The organism is Rhodococcus sp. KRD197 (assembly GCF_017168235.1).
Taxonomy (GTDB): Bacteria; Actinomycetota; Actinomycetes; order Mycobacteriales; family Mycobacteriaceae; genus Rhodococcoides.
This window is the reverse complement of the sequence record NZ_JABFAO010000004.1, coordinates 353,183-378,490: the sequence shown is the minus strand read 5'-3', so window position 1 is coordinate 378,490 and position 25,308 is coordinate 353,183. Positions and strand designations below refer to the sequence as shown.

Below are 25,308 nucleotides of genomic sequence, written 5' to 3'. Positions count from 1 at the left end.
CATGGTTACACGCTGTCAGTGACGTGGTGCCTTACCTGCGGCCACCTCGTCGACGAATCCCTCGTAGGCCTTGTCGTAACCATGGGACTTGCCGCGCAACACATAGAGCTCGCTGTTCGAGTCGTCGCTGTATCCGAGTTTGCGCAGTTCGACTTTCTGCTTCTTGAACGTCGAGGTCTGCTCGAGGCTTTCGACGATGCGGACGAACAGCGGGACCGCGTAGGTCGGCAGCTTGTCGTACAGATGTTCGGCGAGTGCCTGGCCGTCGAAGGTATGGCCGTCGCGGAGCGTCACCGCGGCCATACCGGCCTTGCCGTCGGTGCCCTCGATGTCGACTCCGTAGACGACGGCGCCGTCGACGGAACCGTGTCCGCCGAGCGCGCCTTCCACCTGGGTGGTCGCGACGTTCTCACCCTTCCATCGGAAGGTGTCGCCGAGTCGGTCGACGAATGCGACGTGCAGCCAGCCCTGCTTGAGGACGAGGTCGCCGGTATCGAACCAGGCATCGCCGGACTTGAAGCCGTCACGGACGAGCTTCTTCTCCGTGGCCTCGTCGTCGGAGTACCCGTCGAACGGTGCACGGGCGGTGACCTTGGACAGCAGCAGACCGACCTCGCCGGTGGCGACCTTCGACAGCTTGCCGTCGGAGCCACGCTTGGCCTTGCCGCTTTCGTCGTCGTACTCGACGACTGCGTACGGCAGCGGGCACACGCCCGCGGTCTTCTTCACGTTGAGCGCGTTGACGAACGCGATGTTGCACTCGCTGGCGCCGTAGAACTCCGCGACCCGAGAGATACCGAAGCGCTCGGTGAACTCTTCCCAGATCTCTGGACGAAGTCCGTTGCCGACCACGAGCTTGACCGTGTTGTCGCGATCGGTGGGCTTCTCCGGCTGCGTCAGCAGGTAGCGGCACAGCTCACCGATGTAGGTGAAGGCGGTTGCCTTGTTGATCGCGATGTCGTCCCAGAACCTGCTGACCGAGAACTGCTTGCCGATGGCCATGGTGGCACCGCCTGCGAGCACGGACGACAGCGTCACCGTCAGGGCGTTGTTGTGATAGAGCGGTAGGCAGCAGTAGATGACGTCGTCACTGCGCAGGCGAACGCCCATGTTACCCAGGCCGGACATCGACTTGAGCCAGCGGAAGTGGCTCATCAAGCTGGCCTTGGGCATGCCGGTGGTGCCCGAGGTGAAGATGTAGAACGCCTTCTCCTTGGCCTGGATCTCGGCGGTCACGGACGGATTGGCGGTGTCGGCCTTGCTCGCCAGCTCGGCCAGCTCCTTCATCGGCAACACCGACCCGACCTTCGGCTCCGAGTCGAGCGAATCCAGCGCCTCACGCGCGTTCTCGTCGAGCACCAGAACCTTGGCATCGAGGATGCCGAGGCTGTGCTCGAGGACGTCGCCACGCTGGTTGTAGTTGAGCATTCCGGCGACCGCGCCCAACTTCACCGCGGCCAGGGCAGCGAACAACGCCTCCGGACGATTCTTGCTGAGCACACCGACGACGTCGCCGCGCTGGACACCGCGTTCGGTGAACACGTTCGCATACTGGTTGACCAGTGCATTGGCATCGGCGTACGAGGTCGATACGCCTTCGAAACGTACGAAGGGATGGCTACCGTTCTTTGCTGCCGCGTCCTGGAACACCTGACCGATCGAGGCCTTGTGATCGGGTTTGCGAGTGAAACCAGCAAGACCCTTCAGCAGACTCGGCAACTCCGTCACCATTTTCGGCAACGCGACCGCGAGATCGGCCACTCCAATTTTCTGACGGGCATCGACAGCCATGAGCTCCCCTTATGTGCGATGTGAGATTAGTTACCCTACTCCAGAGTAACCTGGGGCGAACAGGCGTCGAGCGCCGCTTCCACGCTGTCCACCCTGACCAGGGTGTCGAGCGCTCTCTGCTGGACGAAACCGGTCGAGGCGAGACCGTCGACCCAGTTCAACAAACCATCGAAATGGTGCACCGGATCGAGCAGAACCACAGGTTTGGCGTGCATCCCCAGATACCCCGCCGTCCACGTCTCGAACAGCTCTTCCAGGGTGCCGATACCGCCCGGCAACGTGATGAACGCGTCGGCGCGGTCCTCCATGATTCTCTTTCGCTCACGCATGGTGTCGGTGACGATCAACTCGTCGGCGTCGACGTCGGCGACCTCCCGATGCACGAGCGCCTTCGGAATGACCCCGACGGTCCGGCCGCCCGCGGCGCGGGCCGACTCGGCGACGGCGCCCATCATCGACACGTTGCCGCCGCCGGACACCAACTGCCAACCACGGCCCGCGACCGCAGTGCCGAGTTCACGGGCCAGCTCGATGAACTGCTCGTCCACCGGCCCGGACGCGCAATAGACACAGACACTCCAACTCACAGAATTTCCCCCGTCGTTTCCACAACGATGCGGACGGCCTCGTCGACGCTGTCGGTGCAATGGATCAACTCGAGATCTTTGTGCGATACCTTGCCCTCGGTCACGAGGGTGTTCTTGATCCACTCGATGAGACCGGACCAGTAATCGGTGCCCAGAAGAACGATGGGAAAACGCGTCACCTTGCCGGTCTGCACCAACGTGAGTGCCTCGAACAACTCGTCCAGGGTGCCGAATCCCCCCGGCAGGCAGACGAATGCCTGCGCATACTTCACGAACATCGTCTTGCGGACGAAGAAATACCGGAAGTCGATGCCCAGGTCGACCCACTCGTTGAGCCCCTGCTCGAACGGCAGCTCGATGCCGAGGCCGATGGAATAGCCGCCCGCGTCGCACGCTCCACGATTGGCACCCTCCATGACACCTGGACCGCCACCGGTGATGACCGCGAAACCGGCCTCCGCAAGGGCCGCCCCCAGGTTGCGTGCCCGCTCGTATTCCACGTGGTCCTGCGGCGTGCGAGCCGAACCGAATACGGTAACCGCCTTGGGGACCTCGGCCAGAGCGCCGAACCCCTCGACGAACTCACTTTGGATACGCATGACGCGCCACGGATCGCTGTGGATCCAGTTTCCTGGGCCACGCCGATCGAGTAGTCGCTGATCCGAAGTCGAAGTCTCGGTATTGCGTCCTCGACGCAGAACCACCGGACCTTTTCGCCGCTCGGAGTTGCTAAGCGCGTCTGCGTTCTGCTGGTCCATGCGCACAGGCTATCCGGCGGTGAGATAGCCCCGAAGGACGCGGGTGACGTCGGTGATCTGCGCCGTAGGCACCCGCTCGTCCCGCTTGTGGGCGAGGTTCGGATCACCGGGGCCATAGTTCACCGCAGGAATTCCGAGCGCCGAGAAACGGGAGACATCGGTCCATCCGTACTTGGCGCGGACATTGCCGCCTGCGGCGTCGATCAGCGCCGCTGCCGCAGGGGCATGAAGTCCCGGTAGCGCACCGGCCGATGCGTCGGTGATTTCGAAGCCCAGACCGAGACCGTCGACGACCTCGCGCACATGGTCGAGAGCCTGCTCGACGCTCCGATCCGGCGCGAAACGGAAGTTGACGTCCAGCTCGGCTACATCGGGAACAACATTGCCTGCAACGCCACCTGCGATCCGCACGGCCTGGAGCCCCTCGCGATAGACGCAGCCGTCGATATCGACGTCCCTGGCCTGATAGCCCGCAAGGCGGTTCAGCACAGCACCGAACTTGTGAATAGCGTTATCGCCCAACCACGACCGCGCACTGTGCGCCCGCGTACCGCCTGCCGTCAACCGCACTCGCAAGGTGCCCTGACACCCAGCCTCGATGAATCCCCCGGTGGGCTCCCCCAGAATCGCGACGTCCGCCTGCAACCATTGCGGCAGCTCACGTTCGATCCGACCGAGCCCGTTCTTCGTCGCTTCGATTTCCTCGCAGTCGTAGAACACCAACGTCACATCGTGCGCCGGCTCGGCGATTGTCGCGGCCAGATGCAAAAACACCGCATCTCCCGACTTCATGTCGACGGTGCCGCACCCGTGGATGACATCACCCTCGGCGCTCTCGAGTTCACGACGACTCGGCACGTTGTCGGCGATCGGAACGGTATCGAGGTGCCCGGCCAGGATCACCCGACTGCGCAACCCTCGATTCGTGCGAGCCAGGACGGCGTTACCGTTGCGGACGATCTCGAATCCCGTGGTCTGCTCGCGCAGTGCGGCCTCGACGGCATCGGCGATGACGGACTCATCCTGCGACACGCTCGGAATATCGACCAACGCCGCAGTCAGGTCGATCGGGTCGGCGTGCAGATCCAGCGGGGGGTACGAGGTCACCCGAACAGAGTAATGCCCCGTATCCTCGATATCTGTGAGCGCACAGGGAGCATCTGCAATCGGAATTGCCAACATCACCACCGACGGAGTCGTCCTCGACACCTGGTTCCCGAGCCCGGAGCTCGGGGAGTTCGACGAGGCCGGCACCACGCGCCTCGAGGGCAGCGACATTCCCGACGAGTTCGCGGACCTGGTCGGCGCCGACGCCGCCCGCGGTGTCGAGGTCGTCGCAGTACGCACCACGATCGCCTCCGTGGAGGACAAGCCGCTCGACGCCCACGACGTCTACCTGCGCCTGCACCTTCTCTCGCACCGCCTGGTTGCGCCGCATGGAGTCAATCTGGACGGCCAGTTCGGCTTCCTCGCCAACGTCGTGTGGACAAACTTCGGACCAGCCGCAGTGGACGGGTTCGAAAAGGTACGCGCACGCCTGCGGGCCCGCGGACAGGTGACCGTCTACAGCATCGACAAGTTCCCCCGGATGGTCGATTACGTCGCCCCATCGGGTGTACGTGTCGCCGACGCCGACCGTGTCCGCCTCGGCGCGCATCTCGCGAGCGGCACCACCGTCATGCACGAGGGCTTCGTCAACTTCAACGCCGGCACGCTCGGGAACTCGATGGTCGAAGGTCGCATCTCGGCAGGCGTCGTCGTCGGCGACGGCTCCGATGTGGGCGGCGGCGCATCAATCATGGGCACGCTCTCCGGCGGCGGCAAGAACGTCATCTCCGTCGGCAAGAGTTGCCTGCTCGGCGCCAACTCGGGCCTCGGCATCTCGCTCGGAGACGACTGCGTCCTCGAGGCCGGCCTCTACATCACCGCGGGCACCAAGGTAACCGGACCCGACGGCACCGTCGTCAAAGCTGCCACGCTCAGCGGCAAGAGCAATCTGCTGTTCCGTCGCAACTCCGTATCGGGCACCGTCGAGGTAGTGCCGTGGAAGGGAACCGGCGTCGAACTCAACGCCGCATTGCACGCGAACGACTGACCCGGCCGTTCGGTCAGCCGATCTTCTTCAGGGACTCCAGAGTCTGCGTCACCGCACGCGCCGCCTCGGCACCCTTCTTCTGAAGATGATTGGCGAAGAACTCGTTGTGATCGGCGTGCTCATGGAAGTGGTGCGGGGTGAGCACGACCGAGAACACCGGCACATCGGTGTCCAGTTGCACGCGCATCAACCCGTCGATGACGGCGGTCTCGACGAACTCGTGGCGGTAGATGCCACCGTCTACGACGAGCGCCGCCGCGACGATCGCCGAGTACCGGCCGGTCCGCGCGAGTCGTTGCGCGTGCAACGGGATTTCGAATGCGCCCGGCACCTCGTACGTGTCCACATCGGAGCCGAACTCGGACACGAAACCCTGCCGCGCACGGTCGACCAACTCGCTGTGCCACGTCGCCTGGATGAAGGCCACAGTTCCGAGCATCTCGTTCGTCATGCCCTGATGCTAGTCGCCGAGAAGATCGAGAGTTCTTTCGTCCGGACGTCCGCCGAAGTATTTCTTCAACACCGATCCGAAGACGGCACTCTGCGGATCGGCTTCGGCGAACAAAGTCATCGACGAGTGCAACTTCAGGTCGTCTGGATACCCGAATATCTCGCCCACTTTCCTGCCTTCGATCTTTGCCACCAGAGACGACGCTTGCAGCAATCGTGGTCCCAGAACCTCGTGCGATAGATACAGTTTCGCCTCGCCGAGGTCGGCAATCGCGAAGTGCTGCGCGGTCGGACTGAGACCGAGACCGGCGAGCTGAGGGAACACGAACCACATCCAGTGTGTCTGCTTGCGTCCGGCCTTCAACTCGCCGCGAACTGTGGGCCACACGGGGTCCTGTGCGTCGATAAACCTCTGCAGGTCGTATTCGCTCATTCCGCCATTGTCCTGGTGTATCGATTACTCCTCGACACCGATGGCCTCGCGATCCACAGGCATGGCAAGCGTCGTGAGATCGCCGTCATCGGCGGATCTGATCACGACAGGCATATGCGCAGCGCTGATGTCGATCATCACTTCCGGCCCGACCGCGGAGGCAAGCGCCGGATAGAGCGTGGTCATCGCGAAAGACAGCTCCACATCCGGACCGGTCACGGTCGCGGCGAGTTCGGCTCCGGCAGATTCGGACACCGCGGCTACCGTCACCCGGCCTGCCTCGACTGTGACAGTGCAGAACTCGTGCTGATGATCCTCCAGCGCTCGGATCAGCGAGTTGCGTGAGATGACCACCCGGGTGACGACGGGCGGCAACCCGTCGAGCATGGCACGGTAGTCGGGAAACGAGTCGGCAAGGACACGGCAGCGCTGCGCCGCCTCGCTCTCCGGGACGAATGTCACCCCTGCCTCGCCGACGGACAGTTGCAGCCGGTGATGCCGCCGAACCATCGGAAGAATCGTGCGCAGGTCATCACCGTCGACGACGGCATCCCATGTCGATCGAGCATCAGCTTCGACCGACAGTGTTCGCGTCGACAACCGGAAGCGGTCGGTCGCGGTCAATGTGATGGTTGCGGTAGATAGTTCGAGATTGACCCCAGTGAGGATCGGGTGGTCGCGGTGGTGCGCGGTCGCGGTCAGTATCTGGTCCACCGCTGTGGCGAAAACGGGTCCGTTGATGGTGATCATGGTGGGGCCTTTCTCGGGGTGGAGGGATGCATCCAGTTCGGCGGCGGTGCTTCGAGCCCGCTGAGCATCGGCTTTCAGGTTGTCGACGTGTTGGTCGATAGCCGTTCGGTCACCGGCCAAGACAGCTGCGATCTTGTCGAGGGACATGCCGATTTCTCGAAGACGCCGGATGGTCACGGCTCGCTCGATCTGGTCCTTCGAGTAGTAGCGGTAGCCGGAAGATCGGTCCGTACTCTCCGGCACCAATATCGACCCGTCCGAATAGAACCGCAGTGCGCCGGGTGTCAGACCTGTTGCTCGCGCAAATGCACCGATCGTCATCAATTCTGGCGTGGCACGCTCTGTTGCAATCACCTCTTCATCATCGAGGTTCGTGTGGCCCGAAGGTCAAGTGCGCGCTCATAGTTCGGGTGGGTCGAAGTAGTGGTTGCCGTGTGGGTCGGTGGTGTGGATGACGTCATAGGGGAGTTTTTCGGTGGTCCAGAGTTTGCTGGTTTTGAGATTGTGGTGGGTGCGGCAGTAGGGGGCGAGGTTGGCGGCGATGGTCCGTGTGGGGGCGTGGTGGGGTGCCGCAGGTGCAGGTGCATTGCGGTGTGTGGGCGGTCGATCCTGACGGTGGTGGGGTCGATGGGTTCGGTGGTGGGTCGGGGTCGGTGAGATCGGTGAGGGTGTCGAGGTATCGGCGGCTGGTGGTGAAGATGATTTGCCAGGTGGCGTCTCGGGCGAGGGTGCGCAGGGTGGTGGGGTCGAGGGGTCCGTAACCGTGGAGGTAGGCGTTGCGGTTGTGCAGGCCGAGGATTGTTTCGAGGTCGGCGGTGATGTGGATGAGGGGGCGGCTGGCGGTGACGGTGGCTCCGTAGGGGTGACGGGTGGAGTCCGGTACCGAGGAAGTGGGCTGCGGCGGTAGTGCTCGCCCGCATGGGCAGTGCCCTGCCCCAGACCTGGAGCCCGACCCGGACTCACCACCGGAACCTCTGCCTTCGCCCGAGCCACTGCCTTCGTCCGGGCCACTGCTTTCGTCCGGGGCACTGCCTCCGCCTGGGTCGTTGCTGTCTCTGGCCGGGTTGCTGGGTGTGTCGTCGCTGTTCTGCTCGCCGGTGTTCTCGTCTGTGTCTGTGTCTGTGTAGGGGTGTTGGGCCTCGCAGTGAGGGTGTGTGCAGAGGCAGGTGAGGTGTCCGCCGCGGAGGAGGGCGGTGAAGGCGTCGGCGCGTCGGGTGTCGAGTGGGCGGGGGTCGAGGCCGCAGACGCGGGTGCATTCGGTGTCGAGGAGGGCGGTGAGTTCGGCGGCGTCGTGGGCGCCGAGGACCGCTGACATGCGGGCCATTCCTCGTGGGAGGTGACTGACGCGCACTTTTTTGGTGGTGGAGGCGGCGCGTCGGCGGGCGCGGGTGTCGAACTCGGGGTCGAGGGCGGTGATCATGGCGTCGATTTCTTTGCCGAGCCGGGTGGGGGTGAAGTGGCGTGTGGCGGTGATGATGTCGGGTTCGAGGGCGGCGATGACGGTGGCGGGTGCGCCCAGAGTGTGGTCTCGGATAGTGCGTAGAACCTCGAGGCTGATGGTGCCGGCGGTGAACATCTCGCGGTAGACAGGCCTGCTTCCCCACCAGATGTTCAGGTGTGTTTCCACGGTGCCGGCGGGACGGGTGGTGGCGGCTGCGATCTCGGCGATGGCGGAGGTGTGGGTGATGCGTTCGACGTCGAGGCGGGCGGGGATGGTGCTGGGGTCGATGTCGTTGATGCGGGTGTCGTAGAAGTGTGCGGCGGCGGTGATGGATGCGGCGAGGGCGGCGTTGGCGGCGCGGTGGGCGGCGACGGTGTCGCTGAGCAACCCCGCAATTGGGTCGGGTTCGAAGTCGAGGTCGCGGAGTAGGTCGTTGTCGATGCTCACTCGATGGTTCACCCCGATCTCGGCACATGCTCGAACGTTTGTTCGATTACCGAGAATGGTAGAGCACCCCACCGACAGAAACCTGACGCCGGTTCGGGCTGCGCACAGCCGAGAAGTCCGTTGCCTGGTTAGTGTTCGGAGACGACAAATCCCATTCAGGCCGGATGGATGCGCCGCAATCCGAACCATCTGCGGTCAGACGCCAGTTCAGACGTACTGCGGCCAGTTCTTTTCCTGCGGCACGGCACCCACCGAACCAGCCGGTACATTCGAGGCATGAGCATCGACTCCCCCGCCCGTCCGCGGCGGCGAACCGGCCGCCTCATCGCGGGAGTTCTTGCGGTGGTGGTCGTGATCGTCGGCGCGGTCCTGTGGATCGCTCCGAGTCGATATTTCCCGTGGGACACCGCCGCATTCCCCGAGGTGGACACCTCGACCTTGACCGCAGAGCAAGCAACGGTCGTCGATCTGCTTCGCCTCGAGCACGAGCGGCAACGGCCGGGCACCTTCTATTCCGAGGGCGTCGAGCAAGCGTGGTGCGCCAATTTCGTCAGCTGGATCATGCGCGAGGCCGGCCAGCCGCTGAGCAATCCGAACTCCGGAAGCTGGCGCATCCCCGGCGTGTACACGCTCACCGAGTTCTACCAGCAACAAGAGAGATTCGAACCGACCGGCTACGAACCGAGCGTCGGAGACGTTGTTCTGTACGACAACAGCAGCTGGACCGGCCAACACACCAATATCATCGTTGCGGTCGACGGTGACACCGCGACGACAGTGGGCGGCAACGAGTTCGGCAAGATCCGCGTACACACCGTGGACGTCCAGTCCGATTCCGCGATAGTCGGTTTCGGGACCTTGGCCTGATTTCAGCCCAGCTGCTTCTTCTGCACTTTGCCCATGGCATTGCGAGGTAGGGAGTCCACCACACGTACTTCTCGCGGCCGCTTGTGCATCGACAACTCCGAGGCCACCAGGTCGATCAGCACTCGCTCCTCGACACCGGACCCGACGACGAAGGCAACTATTCGCTGACCGAGGTCCTCGTCCGGTAGGCCGACCACAGCGACCTCGTCGACACTGGGATGCGCCAGCAGCACTGCCTCGATCTCGCCCGCGCCGACGCGATATCCACCGGTCTTGATGAGATCGGTCGATGCCCGTCCGACGATGCGGTGAAAGCCGTCGGGCTCGATCAGGGCGACATCTCCGGTGTCGAACCAACCGTCCTCGGTGAAGGACTTCGACGTCGCCTCTGGGTTGTTGAGGTACCCGTCGAACAACATGGGTCCCCTGACCTGAAGTGCCCCGATCGTTTCCCCGTCGTGCGGCAGGATCTCCCCCGACTCGCCACACAACCGCGTTTCGACGCCTGCCACCGGCGTTCCGACGGAGCCTGGCCGTCGTTCACCGTCGGCGCGGGTACTGATCGTGATGAGAGTTTCGCTCATGCCGTAGCGCTCGATCGGCGCCTGCCCGGTGAGTTCGCGAAGCCTGTCGAACACAGCAACCGGCAGCGGCGCACTGCCGGAGACCAGCAGACGCGCATGTGAGAGGGCTCGCGCCGAGTCCTCGTCGGCAGCAATGCGCGACCACACCGTCGGAACCCCGAAGTACAGCGTTCCTGCCGCAGCGGCATACCGTTCCGGCGTGGGTTTGCCGGTGTGAACCACCGGGCTCCCCACCCGAAGTGGCCCCAGAATGCCGAGGATCAACCCGTGAACGTGGAAGAGCGGAAGGCCGTGCACCAACGTGTCTTTCGACGTCCACTGCCAGGCCTCCGCAAGCGCGTCGAGACCGGCCGCAATTGCCTGCCGTGAGAGCAGCACGCCCTTCGGCGGACCGGTGGTGCCCGAGGTGTACAGCACGAACGCGATGGACGACGGATGCGGATCGGGGTAACTGTGCCACGACCGCGCGTGCTGGCGGACGGGTAGCACCTGCAGACCCGCGGTGTTCTCCGGGGCGTCACCCAGCCAGGCTTGCGCGCCCGAATCACGCAGGATGTGCTCGACCTCGGCCACGCCGGCATCCGGTGGCACAGGAACCACCGTCACACCCGCGATGAGGCATCCGACGACGGCGAGGACAGTCTTGACCGACGGGGTCGCCAGCACAGCGAGCCGCTCAGCCTGCGAGATCCGCTCGGCAACCGATGTCGCGGCGCCGAGAATATCGCCGCGTGAGAGGGAAATATCCCCGATTGTCACGGCGTCGGGGATGTCGTGTCCGCGGGCGACGGCGAGTGGATTCAAGGAACGAAGCAGCACATGGTTACCGTACAGACATGGATGCCGACGGAATCGACACCGGCGACTACGCCGAGTACATGACGGTGGCGGCCGGGGATCTTCAGCCTGGTGTCTACCTGATCGGGACGGATGCCGAGCACGATGACGACATCGAAGAAGAACTCGAGCGCAATCTGGACACCGCTGGCATCGACGAGGACGAGGACGACCCCGATGCCGCACACGTCTCCGACGGTGCACCGCGGCTCGTGTACTCGGTGCAGTCCGATGACTTCTGGACGCGAGTGGAGCTTGCCGACCTACGTGCGTCACAGCTGTACGAGGAAGCCCATGCCCGCAATCCCTCGGAGAACGCCGAACCGAAACGCTTCACGACGGTCGAAGCTTTCGGCAGCACCGAGCTCGTCTACATCCTGCGCATCAGACGTGGCGGCTGGGACATCGGCTAGTGCATATCCCTAGAACGACGACGCGACCGTACCGACGCCGAGTGCGGCGAGAATTCCCGCGCTGATGCGGTCCAGCCAATCGGTCACCTTGGGGCGTCGCAGGAGTGCGACGGCCCGCGACGCGACCACGGCGAACGCACCCATGACCAACGCCGCCACGACCACTTCGACGATGCCCAGTGTCATAGCGCCGGCGAACGTCACGACGGTCAGAAATTGCGGCACCACGGCCAGGTAGAACAACCCGACCTTCGGATTGAGCGCACACGAGAGAACTCCGGCACCGAATGCCGAGCGGACCGAGGCCGCCACCGGAGTGATCGATTCACCGTCGACCTTCTTCTTGCGCCGGGTCCTGAGTGCACGCACACCCAGGTACAGCAGGTAGAGCCCGCCGAGGATCTTGATGACGCGGTAGGCGGTGGCGGATTGCTCGACGATCGCAGCCAAGCCGACCGCGACCAGCGCCGCCCAGAACAGACCACCGATGGCGACCCCCATCGCCGCCGCCAACCCGGGACGGAGTCCTCCGATGCTGTAGCGAAGCACGAGGAACGAATCCGGGCCCGGCAGGATTGCCAGCAGGAAGCACACACCGGCGAAACTGAGCAGCAGGCCGAGAGACATGCGGGAATGGAACCACCCGGGCCGAGCCACCGCAAACTGTATATTTCGGCGAGGCCGCCTACCTCGAAGACGAATCTTCCGACTGTGCTGCCAACGCAAGGCAGAAGACGAATGCACCGGTAGCGGCAAAGGCCCAGCCCGGCGGATCACTGATGCCGAGTATCCGAAGTCCAACTGTGATTATGAGGAGCACCAAGATTTGAATGGCGAACGCTGTCCCATATCTGAGCAGCAGAGATCTCACATTCCGAGCAGAGAACTTTTGCACTAAGGCGCCAAACGCTCCGCTGCGGCGTGGATGCGTTCGTCGGTAGCGGTCAACGCGATACGGACGTGCTGCGATCCGGATGGGCCGTAGAACTCGCCTGGGGCGGTCAGGATGCCACGCTCGGCGAACCAGTCGACAGTAGTGCGGCACGGTTCGCCGCGGGTGACCCAGAGGTACAGCCCGGCCTCGGAGTGCTCGACGGTGAATCCGGCTCTCTCGATGGCAGCCTTCAACTCGATTCTTCGCGCGCGGTAACGCTCGCGCTGCATCTTCTCGTGCTCGTCGTCGTTCAGCGCGGCGGTCATCGCCGCCTGCACCGGCAGGGGCACGATCATCCCTGCGTGTTTGCGTACCTCGAGGAGGTCTTTCACGAGTGACGGGTCTCCGGTGACAAAGCCCGCTCGGTAGCTCGCCAGGTTCGAGGTCTTCGACAGCGAGTGCACTGCGAGCAGATTCGTATGGTCTCCGTCGCAGACGCGAGGGTCGAGGATCGAGACGGCTTCGGCGTCCCAGGTCAGTCCGAGGTAGCACTCGTCGGAGACGACGACGGCGTCCCGTTCACGTGCCCATGCAACGACCTTGCGCAGGTGCTCGATCGGAAGCACCTTGCCGCTGGGGTTGGACGGTGAGTTGATGAACACCAGCGCGGCGTTTTCCGGGCCGAGCCGGTTGAGACCGTCGGCCCGGGTGATACGTGCACCCGCGAGCAGTGCACCGACCTCGTAGGTCGGGTAGGCCAGTTCGGGGATGACGACGAGATCGCCTGCGCCGAGTCCGAGGAGCGTCGGCAGCCAGGCGATCATCTCCTTGGTCCCGATGGCGGGGAGGACCGCGTCGGTACCGATGCCCGTGACACCGTAGCGACGCCCGAGCGCGTCGACGGCGGCCGTGCGCAACTCGACGGTACCGATGGTGGTCGGGTACCCGGGTTCGGCGGAGACGGACGCCAGTGCGTCGCGGATGATCTCGGCAACCGGGTCGACGGGTGTGCCGACCGAAAGATTCACGATGCCGTCAGGGTGCGCCTGGGCTGTGTTCTTGGCGGCCGTGAGCGAGTCCCACGGAAAATCGGGCAGAGAGGCCGCGACCGAAATTCTGGCCACTCTCAGATCTCACCCATCAGGACTCGCCCATGGGAGGCAGTGCCTTGATGAACGGCGGATCGTAATCGACCTTGCCGAGCTTGCCGGCTCCACCGGGTGAACCGAGATCGTCGAAGAAGTCGACGTTGGCGCTGACATATCCGTTCCACTGGTCCGGAACATCGTCCTCGTAGAAGATTGCCTCGACGGGGCAGACCGGCTCACACGCGCCACAGTCGACACACTCGTCCGGGTGGATGTACAGCATTCGACCACCCTCGTAGATGCAGTCCACCGGGCATTCTTCGATGCACGCCTTGTCCAGTACATCCACGCACGGTTCTGCAATCGTGTAGGTCACTGCTGCCCTCTGCCTTTCGCATAGTCGATGCCGTAGTCCCGCTGGCCTTCGAGCGCCCTGAGCATCTTAGTATCGCGACGAAGATTTCAGGCAACCAGTGCAGGGTGTCCTCACTTGCTGAGGCGCGCTGTCGGAATGGTCTCGTGGTCCGCCACCCATCGGCGTCCCTGCTCCGCAGCCCGAGACAGTGCGCCGCGTTCGCCGAAGTAGCTGGCGACTCCACCGACCAGCGGGATCGCCGAGATCATGCGGAACACTGCCCTGCTGTGCGGCCGCTTGGCCAGTTCACTCGACACATCTCTGAGCACTGAAGCAACGTCCCACATCGCTCGCAGTAATGCGAACGGACCCCAACCGCGCTCGGGCTTCGGCTCTTCCTCGGCCTCGGGTGTATCCGGGGCTGATGGGTCGATCTCACGTTCGCACAGCGCCGAGGCCAACAGTTGCACATGCGCCGACCGATCGGTGACGCCGGCCTCTCGCGCGACTGCGACCAGCACCATGGCCTGGTTGGCAAAGCCGAGGAGGTCCTGCAGCGGCAGCCTGTTCATCAGTACTCCGAACACGCCGGGGAATGCGACAGCGACAGTGTTGAGCGCGCCGATACGTGCGACCCACCAGTCGGAACGGGCGTCGGAGTCGAGCTTCTCCCACGCCTCGGTACCCGGAAAATCTGTGGCGTTCAATGCCGAAGCGAGCGCCCCGAGCACTTTGTCTACGACGGAATCGTCAGCGGTCGCAGTTCTGTGAGTGCGTGCTTTCAGGCCCAGGGGGTCGCGGGCGGCGAGGACGTCCAGCACTGGGTCGATGATGGCGACGGCCCGATAGAGGGCAGAGGCGACGGTGCGATCGTCCATTGCCATCAGAGAAGTCCCACTGCGGGGACGCGGTCCACGAGACCGTAGGTGGTGGTGCGTTCGCGGGCCGACCGGCCGATGCCTGCCGCGATGTCGTGCAATTCGGCCACGGTCTTCTCCGAACCGTTCTGACTGCCTGCCATGCGTGAAATCGTCTCCTCCATCAGGGTTCCACCGAGGTCGTTCGCTCCCCCGTTCAACATCACCTGTGTACCCGTGGTGCCCAATTTGACCCATGACGTCTGGATGCTGTCGATCCGGCCGTGCAGCATGATCCTGGCCAGCGCGTGGACGGCGCGGTTGTCGCGATTGGTCGGGCCGGGACGCGAGGCACCGGCGAGATACAGCGGCGAGCTCTGGTGCACGAACGGCAGCGGCACGAACTCGGTGAACCCACCCGTTCGATCCTGGATTCGTTTGAGCACGTTCATGTGCCCCACCCAGTGCGACGGGTTGTCGACGTGGCCGTACATCATCGTCGACGACGAGCGCAGTCCCACCTCGTGCGCCGTGGTGACCACTTCGATCCATTCGGCTGCGGGTAGCTTGCCCTTGGTCAACACCCAGCGCACCTCGTCGTCGAGGATCTCTGCCGCCGTTCCCGGGATGGTGTCGAGCCCCGCGACCCGCAGTTCGGTCAGCCAATCGCGGATGGACTGCCCGCCCCGCGATGCCCCGTTGACGATCTCCATCGGGCTGAAGGCGTGCACGTGCATCGACGGCACACGCTCCTTCACCGCCCGCACCAGATCGGCGTAGCCGGTGACGGGCAACTCGGGGTCGATTCCGCCCTGCATGCACACCTCGGTCGCGCCCGCGGCGTGCGCTTCCCAGGCGCGGTCGGCAACCTCGGCGGTAGAGAGGGTGAAAGCGTCGGCGTCGCCTTTGCGCTGCGCGAACGCACAGAAGCGGCAGCCCGTGTAGCAGATGTTGGTGAAGTTGATGTTCCGGTTCACCACGTAGGTGACGGTGTCTCCGTTGACCTGCTTGCGCAGATCGTCGGCCAGCGCGGCCACCGCGTCCATACCGGGCCCCTCGGCTGTCGCCAGCGCGAGATATTGCTCGTCGGACAGTCCCGCAGGATCTTTCTCGGCAGCTGTCAGCGCTGCCACCAGATCGCGGTCGACGCGCTCGAGGCCGGCAAGATCGCGGACCTGTTCACGAATGGACTCCCAGTCGCCGAAGGCATTGGCCAAGTCCGAACGGGTCTCGGTGTTTCGGCCGTCGGTGTCGATCTCGGTGTTCAGATCGACGCGGCCGGAGGACACCCATTCCTCGTCGGGTTCCTGCCAGGGCAGTCCCGTCGGTGTCACCTCGGCGCGCGCCATCCCCGTCTCCGGATCCGTCAACGCTCGCACGTGCGCTGCGATGCGCGGATCGATCCACGGCGACCCGGCGAGCACGTACTGAGGTTGCGCCGCTGTGCGTTCGACGAGGGTGTAGCCCGCTGCCGAGCTGAGCTCGGCGAGGGTGTCGAGGTTGGGCCACGGGCGCTCCGGATTGACATGGTCGGGGGTCAGCGGAGAGACACCACCCCAATCGTCGACGCCGGCTCCGAGCAGAGCCGCGGTCTCCGCCGCTTCCACGAGGTTCGGCGGCGCCTGAATCCGCATCGCCGGTCCGAGCAGGAGACGGGTCACGGCGATGGTGGCGAGAAATTCTTCCAGTCCCGCGTCAGGTGTGCCACGCATCGCAGTGTCGCTCTTGGCCAGAAAATTCTGCACGATGATTTCCTGCACATGCCCGAAAGCTTTGTGTGCCTTCCGGATAGCCATGATCGACTCGGCGCGGTCGCGGATAGTCTCTCCGATGCCGACGAGAATGCCCGTCGTGAACGGGATGCTGAGCCGTCCGGCGTCGGTCAGCGTCCGTAGCCGGACCTCGGGGTCTTTGTCCGGGCTGCCGTAGTGGGCCTGCCCTTTTTCTTCGAACAGACGCCGCGAGGTCGTCTCGAGCATCATGCCCATCGACGGTGCGACGGGCTTGAGCCTGGACAGCTCCTGCCACGACATCACCCCCGGGTTCAGGTGCGGCAGCAGACCCGTCTCCTCGAGCACCTTGATCGCCATCGCGCGCACGTAATCGAGCGTGGAGTCGTACCCGCGCGAATCAAGCCACTCCTTCGCCTCCGGCCAGCGATCCTCGGGCCTGTCACCGAGAGTGAACAGTGCTTCTTTGCAACCGAGTTCGGCGCCCTTGCGGGCCACCTCGACGATTTCGTCGGGGTCCATGAACAGGCCGTGGCCCCCAGAATCGACGCCAGCGCGAATCTTGCCGGGCACCGTGACGAACGTGCAGTAGTGGCACTTGTCCCGGCACAAGCGTGTGATCGGGATGAACACCTTGCGCGAATAGCTGACGGTCTTGTCCCGACCCGCCTCCAGCAGACCCGCATCACGAACCCGCGAAGCCGACGCCATCAGATCCACCAGATCCTCGCCCCTGGCGTGCAGCAGCACGGTGGCCTCGTCGACGTTGAGAGCGACACCTTCACGGGCGCGGCGCAGAACGCGACGCATGGCGGACGGGGCGGGAGCTTTCTCTTCATCGCGTGCAGTTACAGATGCGGGATCGGGCAGCATGGTCACCAGTCGATCATGCTCCTCCGACACTCGGGCGTGCCACCGGAGGGGGTAGTACCACTACGTTGTAGGCATGATCACGATGACCGACCCAGCGTGGCGTCCGAGTCCCCGTGCGAAGCAATTGTGGGCGATCAATGCAGCTCTGATGTGGCTTCCGCTGTTCTTGGCTCAGCTCGTGTGGGCGGTGATCATCGGTGATGTGACGACGTGGCCGCACGTGGCCGTGTTCGCAGCGTCCGTGGTTGTGGCCGCCGCGCACATCATCGTCGTGCCGGTGTGGCGGTATCGCGTGCACCGCTGGGAAATCAGCGACTCCGCCGTGTACACGCGAACCGGCTGGTTCGATCAGGAACGACGTATTGCGCCTATCTCGCGGGTACAGACGGTCGACACCGAGCGCGGTCCCATCGATCGCATGCTCGGCCTCTCGACGGTCACGGTGACCACCGCGTCGTCCGCGGGCGCGGTCAAGATCACCGCACTGGACAAAGATGTTGCCGACAGGACAGTCGCGCAGCTCACCGACATCGCCGGACGGACCCTGGGCGACGCAACGTGAGTACCGACCCCGAACTACTCGCCGCCGAGGAGCAACAGCCCTGGCTACGTCTCGACAAACGGATGCTGCTCGTCCATCCCGTGACCGAGGCCGTCAAGGTCCTGCCGATTCTGCTGGTGTCGTTCGTCGTCGGCACACAGAGCGGCAATCATCTATGGGGCCTGGGCGTTCTCGTTCTGGTGCTCGTGTTCGCGGTGCTTCGCTGGTTCACCACCAGCTACCGCATCGGCCCGGTCCACGTGCAGCTCCGCTCCGGGGTGTTCCAGAAGAAGCTTCTGTCGGTGCCGCGTAGCCGAATCAGGTCCGTCGACATCGAGGCCGGCGTGCTGCATCGGATTCTCGGGTTGTCGATCCTGCGCATCGGCACGGGCCAGCAGGCCGACCAGGGTGAGAGGTTCGAGCTCAATGCCCTCGACGCCACGGCAGTGCCCGAACTCCGCGAGCTGCTGCTGCAGCGCGTGACCCGTGCATCCGACATTCCTGGGACGCCGCCGCCCGTCGAAACAGAGATCGCGCATTGGCGAACGTCCTGGGTGCGGTACGCGCCGTTCTCGTTCACCGGAGTCGTCACCATCGCCGCTGCAGTCGGTGTGCTCTTTCAGTACGGCCTCGGCGAACGCCTCGCCGACTCGACGGTGATCTCCCAGGGCATCGACTCAGCCGAGCGGCTCGGCATCGCGGTGGTCATCATCTTCGGCCTTGTCCTCCTGCTGATCGTGGCGAGCCTGTTCGCCTGTGCTCGATATCTGATCGCATACGGCAACCTCACGGTCACCGACGACGGCACCCGCCTGCACGTGGCGCACGGCCTACTGCGGACACGATCGACGACGCTCGATCGAAACCGGCTCCGTGGAACGTCGCTTTCCGAGCCTCTGCTCCTTCGGGTTGCGAAGGGCGCGAGGCTCGATGCCATAATGACGGGCGTCAGCGCAGAGAAGAAGGAATCCTCGCTGCTCCTTCCCCAGGCACCCGCGGACGAGGCTCGACGCATGATGACCGTCGTGCTCGGCGAGGCCGGCATGCACGCCGATGCACGCAAGCCGTTGCAGTCCCACGGCCCAGCGGCCCGGCAGCGACGCTACGTCCGCGCAGTCGTCCCCGTCCTCGTGTTGGCCGCCGGTCTCGGCGTCGCCAGGGCTTTCGGGGCACCGATCCCGCCGCTGGTATGGGCGACGACGATGCTGTTGCTCATCGGGGCAGTACTCGTCGGGTGGGATCGCTACCGCAGCCTCGGTCATGCAGTGCTGCCGGGCTGGCTGATCACCCAACACGGCTCGCTCGACCGCAAGCGGCACAGTGTGGAGGCCGCGGGCATCATCGGTTGGACGGTGCGGCAGACCTTCTTTCAGCGACGCGCCAGTGTGGCGACCATCGTTGCTGCCACGCCCGCCGGCGTCGGGCACTACGAGATACTCGACATCCCCATCGAGCAGGCATGGGCACTCGTCGAGGGCGTCACACCGGGCGCGGGAGACATATGGGCGCGGTGACGAGTATCGAGGAACTCGATGCTGCCATCAGCTCGTGCCGCGCATGCCGCCGACTCGTGCGCTGGCGTGAGAAGGTCGCCGCCGAGAAGCGACCTAGCTCGCGCGACGAAACATATTGGGGACGAGCAGTACCCGGATTCGGTCCACCGGACGCGAGCATGCTGATCGTCGGCCTCGCCCCAGCCGCACACGGCGCGAACCGCACAGGACGCATGTTCACCGGCGACCGCAGCGGGGACGTGCTCTATGCCGCGCTGCACGCCGTCGGACTTGCCAGCCAGCCCACCGCAACACACATCGACGACGGGCTCACCCTGAGGGGTGTGCGCATCACCGCTCCGGTGCATTGCGCTCCCCCGGACAACAAGCCCACCGTCGCCGAACGCGATCGCTGCCGCAAATGGCTCGACACCGAACTCCGCCTGCTGAAGCCGACACTACGATCGATCGTCGTGCTGGGCAGTTTCGGGTGGCAGTCGCTGCTACCCGTTCTCGGCAGCAACGGCTCGGAGATACCGCGGCCACGTCCGAAGTTCGGTCACGGTGTCGAACTACAACTCGGCACCGTCCGGTTGTTCGGCAGCTTTCACGTCAGTCAACGCAATACATTCACCGGGCTGCTGACCCCGTCGATGGTCGAGGACGTGCTGCGGGCCGCGGGTTCGCATGCGGGGCTTCTGTAAGGCTTTTCAGTCTCCACGAAAATAGGAGCAAACCCGGGGGCAGCAGCCCACCGAGCAGCAAGAAGCCCGTCCGCCAGTCCGCGAGGAGGAGGACATCCCCGCCTGGGCCACCGAACATGCACAGCAGTACAGCTGCACCCCAGCCGATCAGTGGCGATGCGATGGCCAGCGACGTATCGGCGACCTTGCGCGCGGCGAACAAGAGCATCACGTTCGCGATGCCCGCCAGCAACGCACTCACAGGGAACGGCACCGGACCGAGATACGTCGGAAGGAAGAAGACCGCCAGAATTCCGCAAAGGAAGCCGTCGAAGATGAGTACGGCGAGCGTTGTCCTGGACACGAGGACGACAGCATTGGATGCGGCCTTCGAGATCATGCACCAATACTGACGTATCGAACCCGGTCAGGAGATCGGCGGGTATCCCAGAGCAGTCAGCAGATTGCTGAGCGCGGAGGCCATGTCCGTCAGCCCCTGCTGGTAGAGCATCTCGTGATGCGGGAAATCCGGCTTCAGCGAATCGACGAATGCGGCAATGGCGTCCTGCACGCTCCAGTTGTACATCTGTATTCCACCCCTGCTGTCAGCCATCCGGGACATCACCTGTTCAGTGATCCACGTCATACTCTAGTACGCCAGAGAACAGGTCACGTTCCCTACCCCGCTCATCCACCTCGCCCAGCTTGCCCTGCACCAGAACGTACTGCTCGTCCGGCAGAATCGGCTGCACGATGTTGTTCGACAACGCGTAGTCCACACCCGACGGCGCCACGGCCACCTGCGTCGCATGAGCGCGCAGCGCATCGCGCTTGCGGGCGAACACAGCGCGCACATCGACCGACGTCGTGATGTCGCGCTCCGGGATACTCGGCAACTCTCCTGGCTCGGGCATCCGCCATCCCGCCGGTATTTCCGCGATCGACGCGAGAGAGTCACGAAGCTGGTTCTCACCGGTGACCGTCCAGTACAACTTCTGCGGCGTCCACGGCTCGCCTGCCGCGGCGAGCACGTCACTGCCTGCGACCTCGAACGCCTCGGTGACCAGGGTGTGCACGTGCCGATGGTCGGGATGCCCGTAACCACCTGCTGGGTCGTATCCGACTACGACGTGCGGACGCACTGCACGGACCGCCGCGACCATGGCCGAGAGCACCTCGTCGTGGTCGGCATTGACGAAGGCACGAGGGTTCGACGCCGCCGCGGTCCCCTCCATCCCGGAATCTCGCCAACGGCCCGCTCCCCCTAGGAATCTCGGCGGGCGAGCACCGAGCGCGTCCAGCGCCCTTGTCAGTTCGAGTATCCGGTAGCCGCCCAGTTGATCGGCCTGATCGGCGACGAGACCCGCCCACCGATTGCCGATCACTTCGCCTTCCTCGCCCAGCGAGCACGTCAGCACCGTGACCTCTACTCCGGCCTGGGCATAGTGAGCGATGGTCCCACCGGTGGTGATCGTCTCGTCATCCGGATGCGCGTGAACGAGCAAGAGTCTCACTTGTTTTCGACCCTCGTCCAGTAGGCCACGTCGTCGAAGATGCCAACCTCGATCGGCCCTGTCAGCGACGCACCCTCCACGTCGGCCCCGATCGCGACAACAGAGGAATCCTGCACGATCGGCAGGACCGCCGACAGGTTCCACAGTTTCGACTCCGCCTCGGCGACAAGCAACTCGGCCGAAAGGTCACCTGTCAGAGCATGCTCGAGCGAATCCTCGAGTTCAGGCACGCACAGACCCGACAGGTTACTCGGCGCCCCCAGCGGACCGATCGCCTCGGGCTCGGACTCGGGGTCGGACTCGGGGTCGGTGGACGTCGCTGCGCTGCAACCGAATCGGGAGGCCATGATGGTCGCGGGATCGGATCCGACAGCCGTCCAACCGACCACCGCGTCGACTTCTCCCTCGGTGACCGCCGAACCGTACAACTCGTCCGGCGCGAGCGGCGTCACCGTCGCGGCGATACCGGCACCGGCCAACTCGTCTGCGGCGGTGTTGGCGACGGCGAGTGCGGTCGCGTCGTTCTCGACTGCACCGATCGCGAACTCGACTGCAACACCGTCTTTTTCGAGAACACCGTCCACCGAAAGCACGAACCCGGCCTCCCCGAGGAGTGTCATCGCAGCTTCGCGACCGATCGGCGCGGGCGCGGTCGGTGAGTACCATCGGTCCGAGGGACTCGAAAGTTGCGCTCTGGCTGGAAAGTTGGCGGAACCCGATCCGGCGGCAACCGTCGCGAGCAACATCGGGTCGATCAATCCGATGACGCCGCGCCGGACGGCCGGATCCGTCAGTAGGGGCGCGCGACCGTTGAGCGTGAAATCAAGCACCCGCGGCTGAAATCTCATGTCCGTGCGGACACCGGGAATAGCGGAAAGCTGCGCCTCCGTCGCACTACTCGCCCGTACCTGAGCGAGCTGAGCATCCTTCGAACGCAGTGAATCGGCAAGCTGGGCCGGCGTACCACCACGCCTGAGCAGGATCGAATCCGCCAGCGCCGGTTCACCCCAGAACCGATCGTTGCGTTCGAGCAGAATCTCGTCCCGTCCCTTGTCGAGAGAGTCGATCTTGAACCGATTGGCCGACACGGGGACGTTGTCGGTCAGCCCCGTCGTGAATCCGCCCGGTGAATCCTTCAACAGGTGACTCGGCAACAAATCCGTGAAGAGCCTCTGCCAGTGCGGGTACGGCGCGCGGAACGTCACGTTTACTGTTTTTCCGCCACCGGCCGACGCGACGTTGTCGATGAGGGCATATCCGGCCGGGTCGACGACACCGGGCTGCGAGATCATCTGCTGCCACAGGTAATGAAAGTCCTCGGCCGCAACGGGCGCACCGTCCGACCACTGCGCCTCGGGGCGAAGCCGGTAGGTGACCGTGAACGGTGCTTGCGAGGTCACCTCAGCCGAGATGAGCACGGCAGGATCGAGCAGCATGATCGTCGCTGCCGGATCAGCCGGATCCAGGGCGGGCCGAAACGGACTCGGCAGGACCAGCGCGCTGACGGCGGATGTTGCGGGCGACTGGTCGGCGAGAAGGTGCGGGTTGAATCCGATGCCGATGTCGTCGACGGCCACCACCACGAGGTTTTCACTCTCGACCACGGGGGCAACCGTCGTCGTGGTGACGGTCGGCTCGCTCTCGACCGGGGGCGGCGGGTCGGCTGTGCATCCCGCCAGGAGCAAAGCGGCGACACCGACAGCGGTAGCGCGCCGAGCAGTCGAACGCACCTGCATAGTGCTACTGCTTCGCACCGGGCCGCTCCTTCGTCGAGGCTCGTGTTCGCGTGGTCCGTACACAAGACGGACCACGCGAACACTTCGCATGAGTAGCGAAGTCTACAGAGCAGCCTTGTCGCGCGACTTGCTGCGCGAACGCTCGCGCGCACGCTCATTGGAGTCCAGGTGCACCTTGCGCACACGCACGACCTCGGGGGTGACCTCGACGCATTCGTCGCCCGCGCAGAACTCCATCGCCATTTCCAGGTCCAGCTTCTTCGGCTTCGCCAGGGTCTCCATCACGTCGGCGGAGGACTGACGCATGTTGGTCAGCTTCTTCTCTCGCGTGACGTTGATGTCGAGGTCCTCCTGACGCGGGTTGATGCCCACCACCATGCCCTCGTAGGTGTCGGCACCCGGCTCGACGAAGAACGTGCCACGGTCCGCGAGCTGGATCATTGCGAACGGCGTCACGGTGCCATTGCGGTCCGAAACGAGCGAACCGGTGTGGCGGGCGCGGATCTCGCCGGCCCACGGCGCGTATCCGTGGAACACGGCGTTCGCGATTCCGGTGCCGCGCGTATCGGTGAGGAAGTCCGTGCGGAAGCCAATGAGGCCACGCGAGGGGACGATGAACTCCATCCGAACCCAGCCGGCGCCGTGGTTCGTCATCTGCACCATCTTGCCCTTGCGCGCGGCGAGCAGCTGCGTCACGCCACCGAGGTACTCCTCCGGGGTGTCGACGGTCAGCTCCTCGAAGGGCTCGTGCAGCTTGCCGTCGACCTGCCGGGTGACCACCTGCGGCTTGCCGACAGTCAGCTCGAAGCCCTCGCGACGCATCTGCTCGACGAGGATGGCGAGCGCGAGCTCACCACGACCCTGCACCTCCCAGGCGTCGGGCCGGCCGATGTCGAGCACCTTGAGCGAGACGTTACCGATGAGCTCCTGGTCCAGACGGCTCTTGACCATGCGGGAGGTCAGCTTGTGTCCGCTGACCCGTCCGACGAGCGGGCTGGTGTTGGTGCCGATGGTGACCGAGATGGCCGGCTGGTCGACGGTGATGCGCGGAAGCGCGACCGGATTCTCGAGGTCGGCAAGGGTGTCACCGATCATGATGTCCGGGAAACCGGCGACGGCGACGATATCGCCTGCGACGCCCTTCTCACCCGGCACGCGCTCGACGCCGATGGTGTTGAGCAGCTCGGTGATCTTGGCCTTCTGTACGACGGGCTCGCCGTCGACCTCACGCATCCAGCTGACGGTCTGGCCCTTGCTGAGCTGACCGTTGTGGATACGAACCAGGGCGAGGCGGCCGAGGAAGGCCGACGCGTCGAGGTTGGTGACGTGGGCCTGCAGCGGAGCGTCGACGTTGCCCTTGGGAGCGGGGACGTAGTTGAGCAGAACCTCGAACAGCTCGTCGAGGTTCTCGGCGTCGGGAGCGTTGCCGTTCTCGGGCTTGACCTTCGATGCCTTGCCCTCGCGACCGGAGGCATAGAGGACAGGCAGGTCGAGTGCCAGCTCGGCCGCCTCGGAGGCCTCGTCGTCGAGGTCCGATGCCAGGTCCAGCAGCAGGTCGTGGCTCTCGGAGACGACCTCCTCGATGCGCGCGTCGGGACGGTCCGTCTTGTTGACGACCAGGATCACCGGAAGCGAGGCGGCGAGCGCCTTGCGCAGCACGAAGCGGGTCTGCGGCAGCGGGCCCTCGGAGGCGTCGACGAGCAGGACGACACCGTCGACCATGGACAGTCCGCGCTCGACCTCACCGCCGAAGTCGGCGTGGCCGGGGGTGTCGATCACGTTGATGACGGTGATGGTTCCGTCGGCGTTGCGTTTGTGGACGGCCGTGTTCTTGGCCAGAATCGTGATGCCTTTTTCTTTTTCGAGGTCGCCCGAGTCCATGACGCGGTCGATCGCTTCGGCGCGTTCCTCGAACGCTCCGGACTGCCGGAGCATGGCGTCGACCAGCGTGGTCTTGCCATGGTCGACGTGTGCAACGATGGCTACGTTGCGGAACGTGGTGGTGGAATCGATGTTGTCTGCACTGCTTGGGGCACTCACGCGAAAAATTCTCCTGGGTCTAATGCGGGCTCTTGTTCGCTAGCGGGCTTATGTCGCTAGAGAAGCGCGCT

The 25,308-nt window shown here is 64.5% G+C and carries 25 protein-coding genes; 6 read left to right on the top strand and 19 right to left on the bottom strand.

The window, feature by feature from the left end:
• Window positions 1-15 precede the first annotated feature (15 nt).
• From J1M86_RS08020 to dapE, 4 genes are read right to left on the bottom strand one after another with little or no spacing between them, the layout of a single operon-like run.
• Entirely contained in the window at window positions 16-1,791 is a 1,776-nt protein-coding gene (locus tag J1M86_RS08020; RefSeq protein ID WP_206509455.1) for a long-chain-acyl-CoA synthetase, read from the bottom strand.
• A gap of 35 nt (window positions 1,792-1,826) precedes the next feature.
• Window positions 1,827-2,378 (bottom strand): TIGR00730 family Rossman fold protein, encoded by a 552-nt coding sequence (locus tag J1M86_RS08015; protein ID WP_206509454.1) that lies wholly within the window; start codon window positions 2,376-2,378, stop codon window positions 1,827-1,829.
• Window positions 2,375-3,136 carry a TIGR00730 family Rossman fold protein gene (locus tag J1M86_RS08010; RefSeq protein WP_206509453.1) on the bottom strand — a complete coding sequence of 254 codons (762 nt, stop codon included), beginning with the start codon at window positions 3,134-3,136 and terminating at the stop codon, window positions 2,375-2,377. Before J1M86_RS08010 ends, J1M86_RS08015 begins: the two co-directional genes overlap by 4 nt.
• 9 nt (window positions 3,137-3,145) lie before the next feature.
• Complete coding sequence (gene dapE, locus J1M86_RS08005) at window positions 3,146-4,243, bottom strand: succinyl-diaminopimelate desuccinylase (RefSeq protein ID WP_307786568.1); 1,098 nt, start codon at window positions 4,241-4,243, stop codon at window positions 3,146-3,148.
• Window positions 4,244-4,277: 34 nt separating this feature from the next.
• Between dapE and dapD the strand changes: the two genes are divergently transcribed.
• The gene (dapD, locus tag J1M86_RS08000; RefSeq protein ID WP_206509452.1) at window positions 4,278-5,231 is read left to right on the top strand and encodes a 2,3,4,5-tetrahydropyridine-2,6-dicarboxylate N-succinyltransferase; all 954 of its coding nucleotides are present in this window, start codon (window positions 4,278-4,280) and stop codon (window positions 5,229-5,231) included.
• A 13-nt stretch (window positions 5,232-5,244) separates the two neighbouring features.
• Here dapD and J1M86_RS07995 read toward each other — a convergent pair whose 3' ends face one another.
• The 4 genes from J1M86_RS07995 to J1M86_RS07980 all read right to left on the bottom strand — a co-directional run bounded on the left by J1M86_RS07995 (window position 5,245) and on the right by J1M86_RS07980 (window position 8,752).
• Window positions 5,245-5,682 (bottom strand): 6,7-dimethyl-8-ribityllumazine synthase, encoded by a 438-nt coding sequence (locus J1M86_RS07995; RefSeq protein WP_075839661.1) that lies wholly within the window; start codon window positions 5,680-5,682, stop codon window positions 5,245-5,247.
• Window positions 5,683-5,691: 9 nt separating this feature from the next.
• On the bottom strand, window positions 5,692-6,114 hold the full coding sequence (locus tag J1M86_RS07990; RefSeq protein ID WP_206509451.1) for a DUF1810 domain-containing protein: 423 nt from the start codon (window positions 6,112-6,114) through the stop codon (window positions 5,692-5,694).
• A 24-nt stretch (window positions 6,115-6,138) separates the two neighbouring features.
• Window positions 6,139-7,218, bottom strand: a complete 1,080-nt coding sequence (locus J1M86_RS07985) for a MerR family transcriptional regulator (RefSeq protein ID WP_206509450.1) — start codon at window positions 7,216-7,218, stop codon at window positions 6,139-6,141.
• 103 nt (window positions 7,219-7,321) lie between these two features.
• Complete coding sequence (locus J1M86_RS07980; protein WP_206509449.1) at window positions 7,322-8,752, bottom strand: DUF222 domain-containing protein; 1,431 nt, start codon at window positions 8,750-8,752, stop codon at window positions 7,322-7,324.
• Window positions 8,753-9,028: 276 nt separating this feature from the next.
• Here J1M86_RS07980 and J1M86_RS07975 point away from each other — a divergent pair, with 276 nt between their 5' ends.
• On the top strand, window positions 9,029-9,619 hold the full coding sequence (locus J1M86_RS07975; RefSeq protein ID WP_206509448.1) for a CHAP domain-containing protein: 591 nt from the start codon (window positions 9,029-9,031) through the stop codon (window positions 9,617-9,619).
• 2 nt (window positions 9,620-9,621) lie between these two features.
• Here J1M86_RS07975 and J1M86_RS07970 read toward each other — a convergent pair whose 3' ends face one another.
• Window positions 9,622-11,022, bottom strand: coding sequence for an acyl-CoA synthetase (locus J1M86_RS07970; protein WP_187346815.1), 1,401 nt, complete (start codon window positions 11,020-11,022; stop codon window positions 9,622-9,624).
• Between the two features lie 17 nt (window positions 11,023-11,039).
• Here J1M86_RS07970 and J1M86_RS07965 point away from each other — a divergent pair, with 17 nt between their 5' ends.
• Window positions 11,040-11,453: a hypothetical protein gene (locus tag J1M86_RS07965; RefSeq protein WP_206509447.1), complete on the top strand. Its 414-nt coding sequence runs from the start codon at window positions 11,040-11,042 to the stop codon at window positions 11,451-11,453.
• Window positions 11,454-11,462: 9 nt separating this feature from the next.
• Here J1M86_RS07965 and J1M86_RS07960 read toward each other — a convergent pair whose 3' ends face one another.
• From J1M86_RS07960 to J1M86_RS07940, 5 genes are all read right to left on the bottom strand, one after another.
• Entirely contained in the window at window positions 11,463-12,080 is a 618-nt protein-coding gene (locus J1M86_RS07960; RefSeq protein WP_206509446.1) for a LysE family translocator, read from the bottom strand.
• 267 nt (window positions 12,081-12,347) lie between these two features.
• Window positions 12,348-13,451 carry a succinyldiaminopimelate transaminase gene (gene dapC, locus J1M86_RS07955; protein ID WP_206509445.1) on the bottom strand — a complete coding sequence of 368 codons (1,104 nt, stop codon included), beginning with the start codon at window positions 13,449-13,451 and terminating at the stop codon, window positions 12,348-12,350.
• A 16-nt stretch (window positions 13,452-13,467) separates the two neighbouring features.
• A complete protein-coding gene (gene fdxA, locus J1M86_RS07950) occupies window positions 13,468-13,791 on the bottom strand; it encodes a ferredoxin (protein WP_075840339.1) in 324 nt (107 codons plus the stop codon).
• A gap of 110 nt (window positions 13,792-13,901) precedes the next feature.
• Entirely contained in the window at window positions 13,902-14,654 is a 753-nt protein-coding gene (locus tag J1M86_RS07945) for a hypothetical protein (RefSeq protein WP_241259725.1), read from the bottom strand.
• Window positions 14,654-17,230 carry a bifunctional FO biosynthesis protein CofGH gene (locus J1M86_RS07940; protein ID WP_206509987.1) on the bottom strand — a complete coding sequence of 859 codons (2,577 nt, stop codon included), beginning with the start codon at window positions 17,228-17,230 and terminating at the stop codon, window positions 14,654-14,656. The genes J1M86_RS07945 and J1M86_RS07940 overlap by 1 nt, the downstream gene beginning before the upstream one ends.
• A 73-nt stretch (window positions 17,231-17,303) precedes the next feature.
• On the opposite strand from J1M86_RS07940, the gene J1M86_RS07935 reads away from it, so the two are divergent.
• The 3 genes from J1M86_RS07935 (at window position 17,304) to J1M86_RS07925 (ending at window position 19,968) form a co-directional block, all read left to right on the top strand.
• Window positions 17,304-17,792, top strand: a complete 489-nt coding sequence (locus J1M86_RS07935) for a PH domain-containing protein (RefSeq protein ID WP_206509444.1) — start codon at window positions 17,304-17,306, stop codon at window positions 17,790-17,792.
• Between the two features lie 62 nt (window positions 17,793-17,854).
• Window positions 17,855-19,285 carry a PH domain-containing protein gene (locus J1M86_RS07930; protein WP_206509986.1) on the top strand — a complete coding sequence of 477 codons (1,431 nt, stop codon included), beginning with the start codon at window positions 17,855-17,857 and terminating at the stop codon, window positions 19,283-19,285.
• Complete coding sequence (locus tag J1M86_RS07925; RefSeq protein WP_206509443.1) at window positions 19,273-19,968, top strand: uracil-DNA glycosylase; 696 nt, start codon at window positions 19,273-19,275, stop codon at window positions 19,966-19,968. The genes J1M86_RS07930 and J1M86_RS07925 overlap by 13 nt, the downstream gene beginning before the upstream one ends.
• On the opposite strand, the gene J1M86_RS07920 is transcribed toward J1M86_RS07925, so the two are convergent.
• From J1M86_RS07920 to typA, 5 genes are all read right to left on the bottom strand, one after another.
• Entirely contained in the window at window positions 19,895-20,347 is a 453-nt protein-coding gene (locus J1M86_RS07920; RefSeq protein ID WP_206509442.1) for a hypothetical protein, read from the bottom strand. The two genes, J1M86_RS07925 and J1M86_RS07920, sit on opposite strands and share 74 nt — an antisense overlap.
• 27 nt (window positions 20,348-20,374) lie before the next feature.
• Window positions 20,375-20,560, bottom strand: a complete 186-nt coding sequence (locus tag J1M86_RS07915; RefSeq protein ID WP_139318245.1) for a hypothetical protein — start codon at window positions 20,558-20,560, stop codon at window positions 20,375-20,377.
• Window positions 20,561-20,576: 16 nt separating this feature from the next.
• Window positions 20,577-21,461 (bottom strand): N-acetyl-1-D-myo-inositol-2-amino-2-deoxy-alpha-D-glucopyranoside deacetylase, encoded by an 885-nt coding sequence (gene mshB, locus J1M86_RS07910; protein WP_269418104.1) that lies wholly within the window; start codon window positions 21,459-21,461, stop codon window positions 20,577-20,579.
• Complete coding sequence (locus tag J1M86_RS07905) at window positions 21,458-23,197, bottom strand: ABC transporter family substrate-binding protein (RefSeq protein WP_206509985.1); 1,740 nt, start codon at window positions 23,195-23,197, stop codon at window positions 21,458-21,460. The genes mshB and J1M86_RS07905 overlap by 4 nt, the downstream gene beginning before the upstream one ends.
• A gap of 102 nt (window positions 23,198-23,299) precedes the next feature.
• On the bottom strand, window positions 23,300-25,237 hold the full coding sequence (gene typA / locus J1M86_RS07900) for a translational GTPase TypA (protein ID WP_075840331.1): 1,938 nt from the start codon (window positions 25,235-25,237) through the stop codon (window positions 23,300-23,302).
• Window positions 25,238-25,308: the final 71 nt, after the last annotated feature.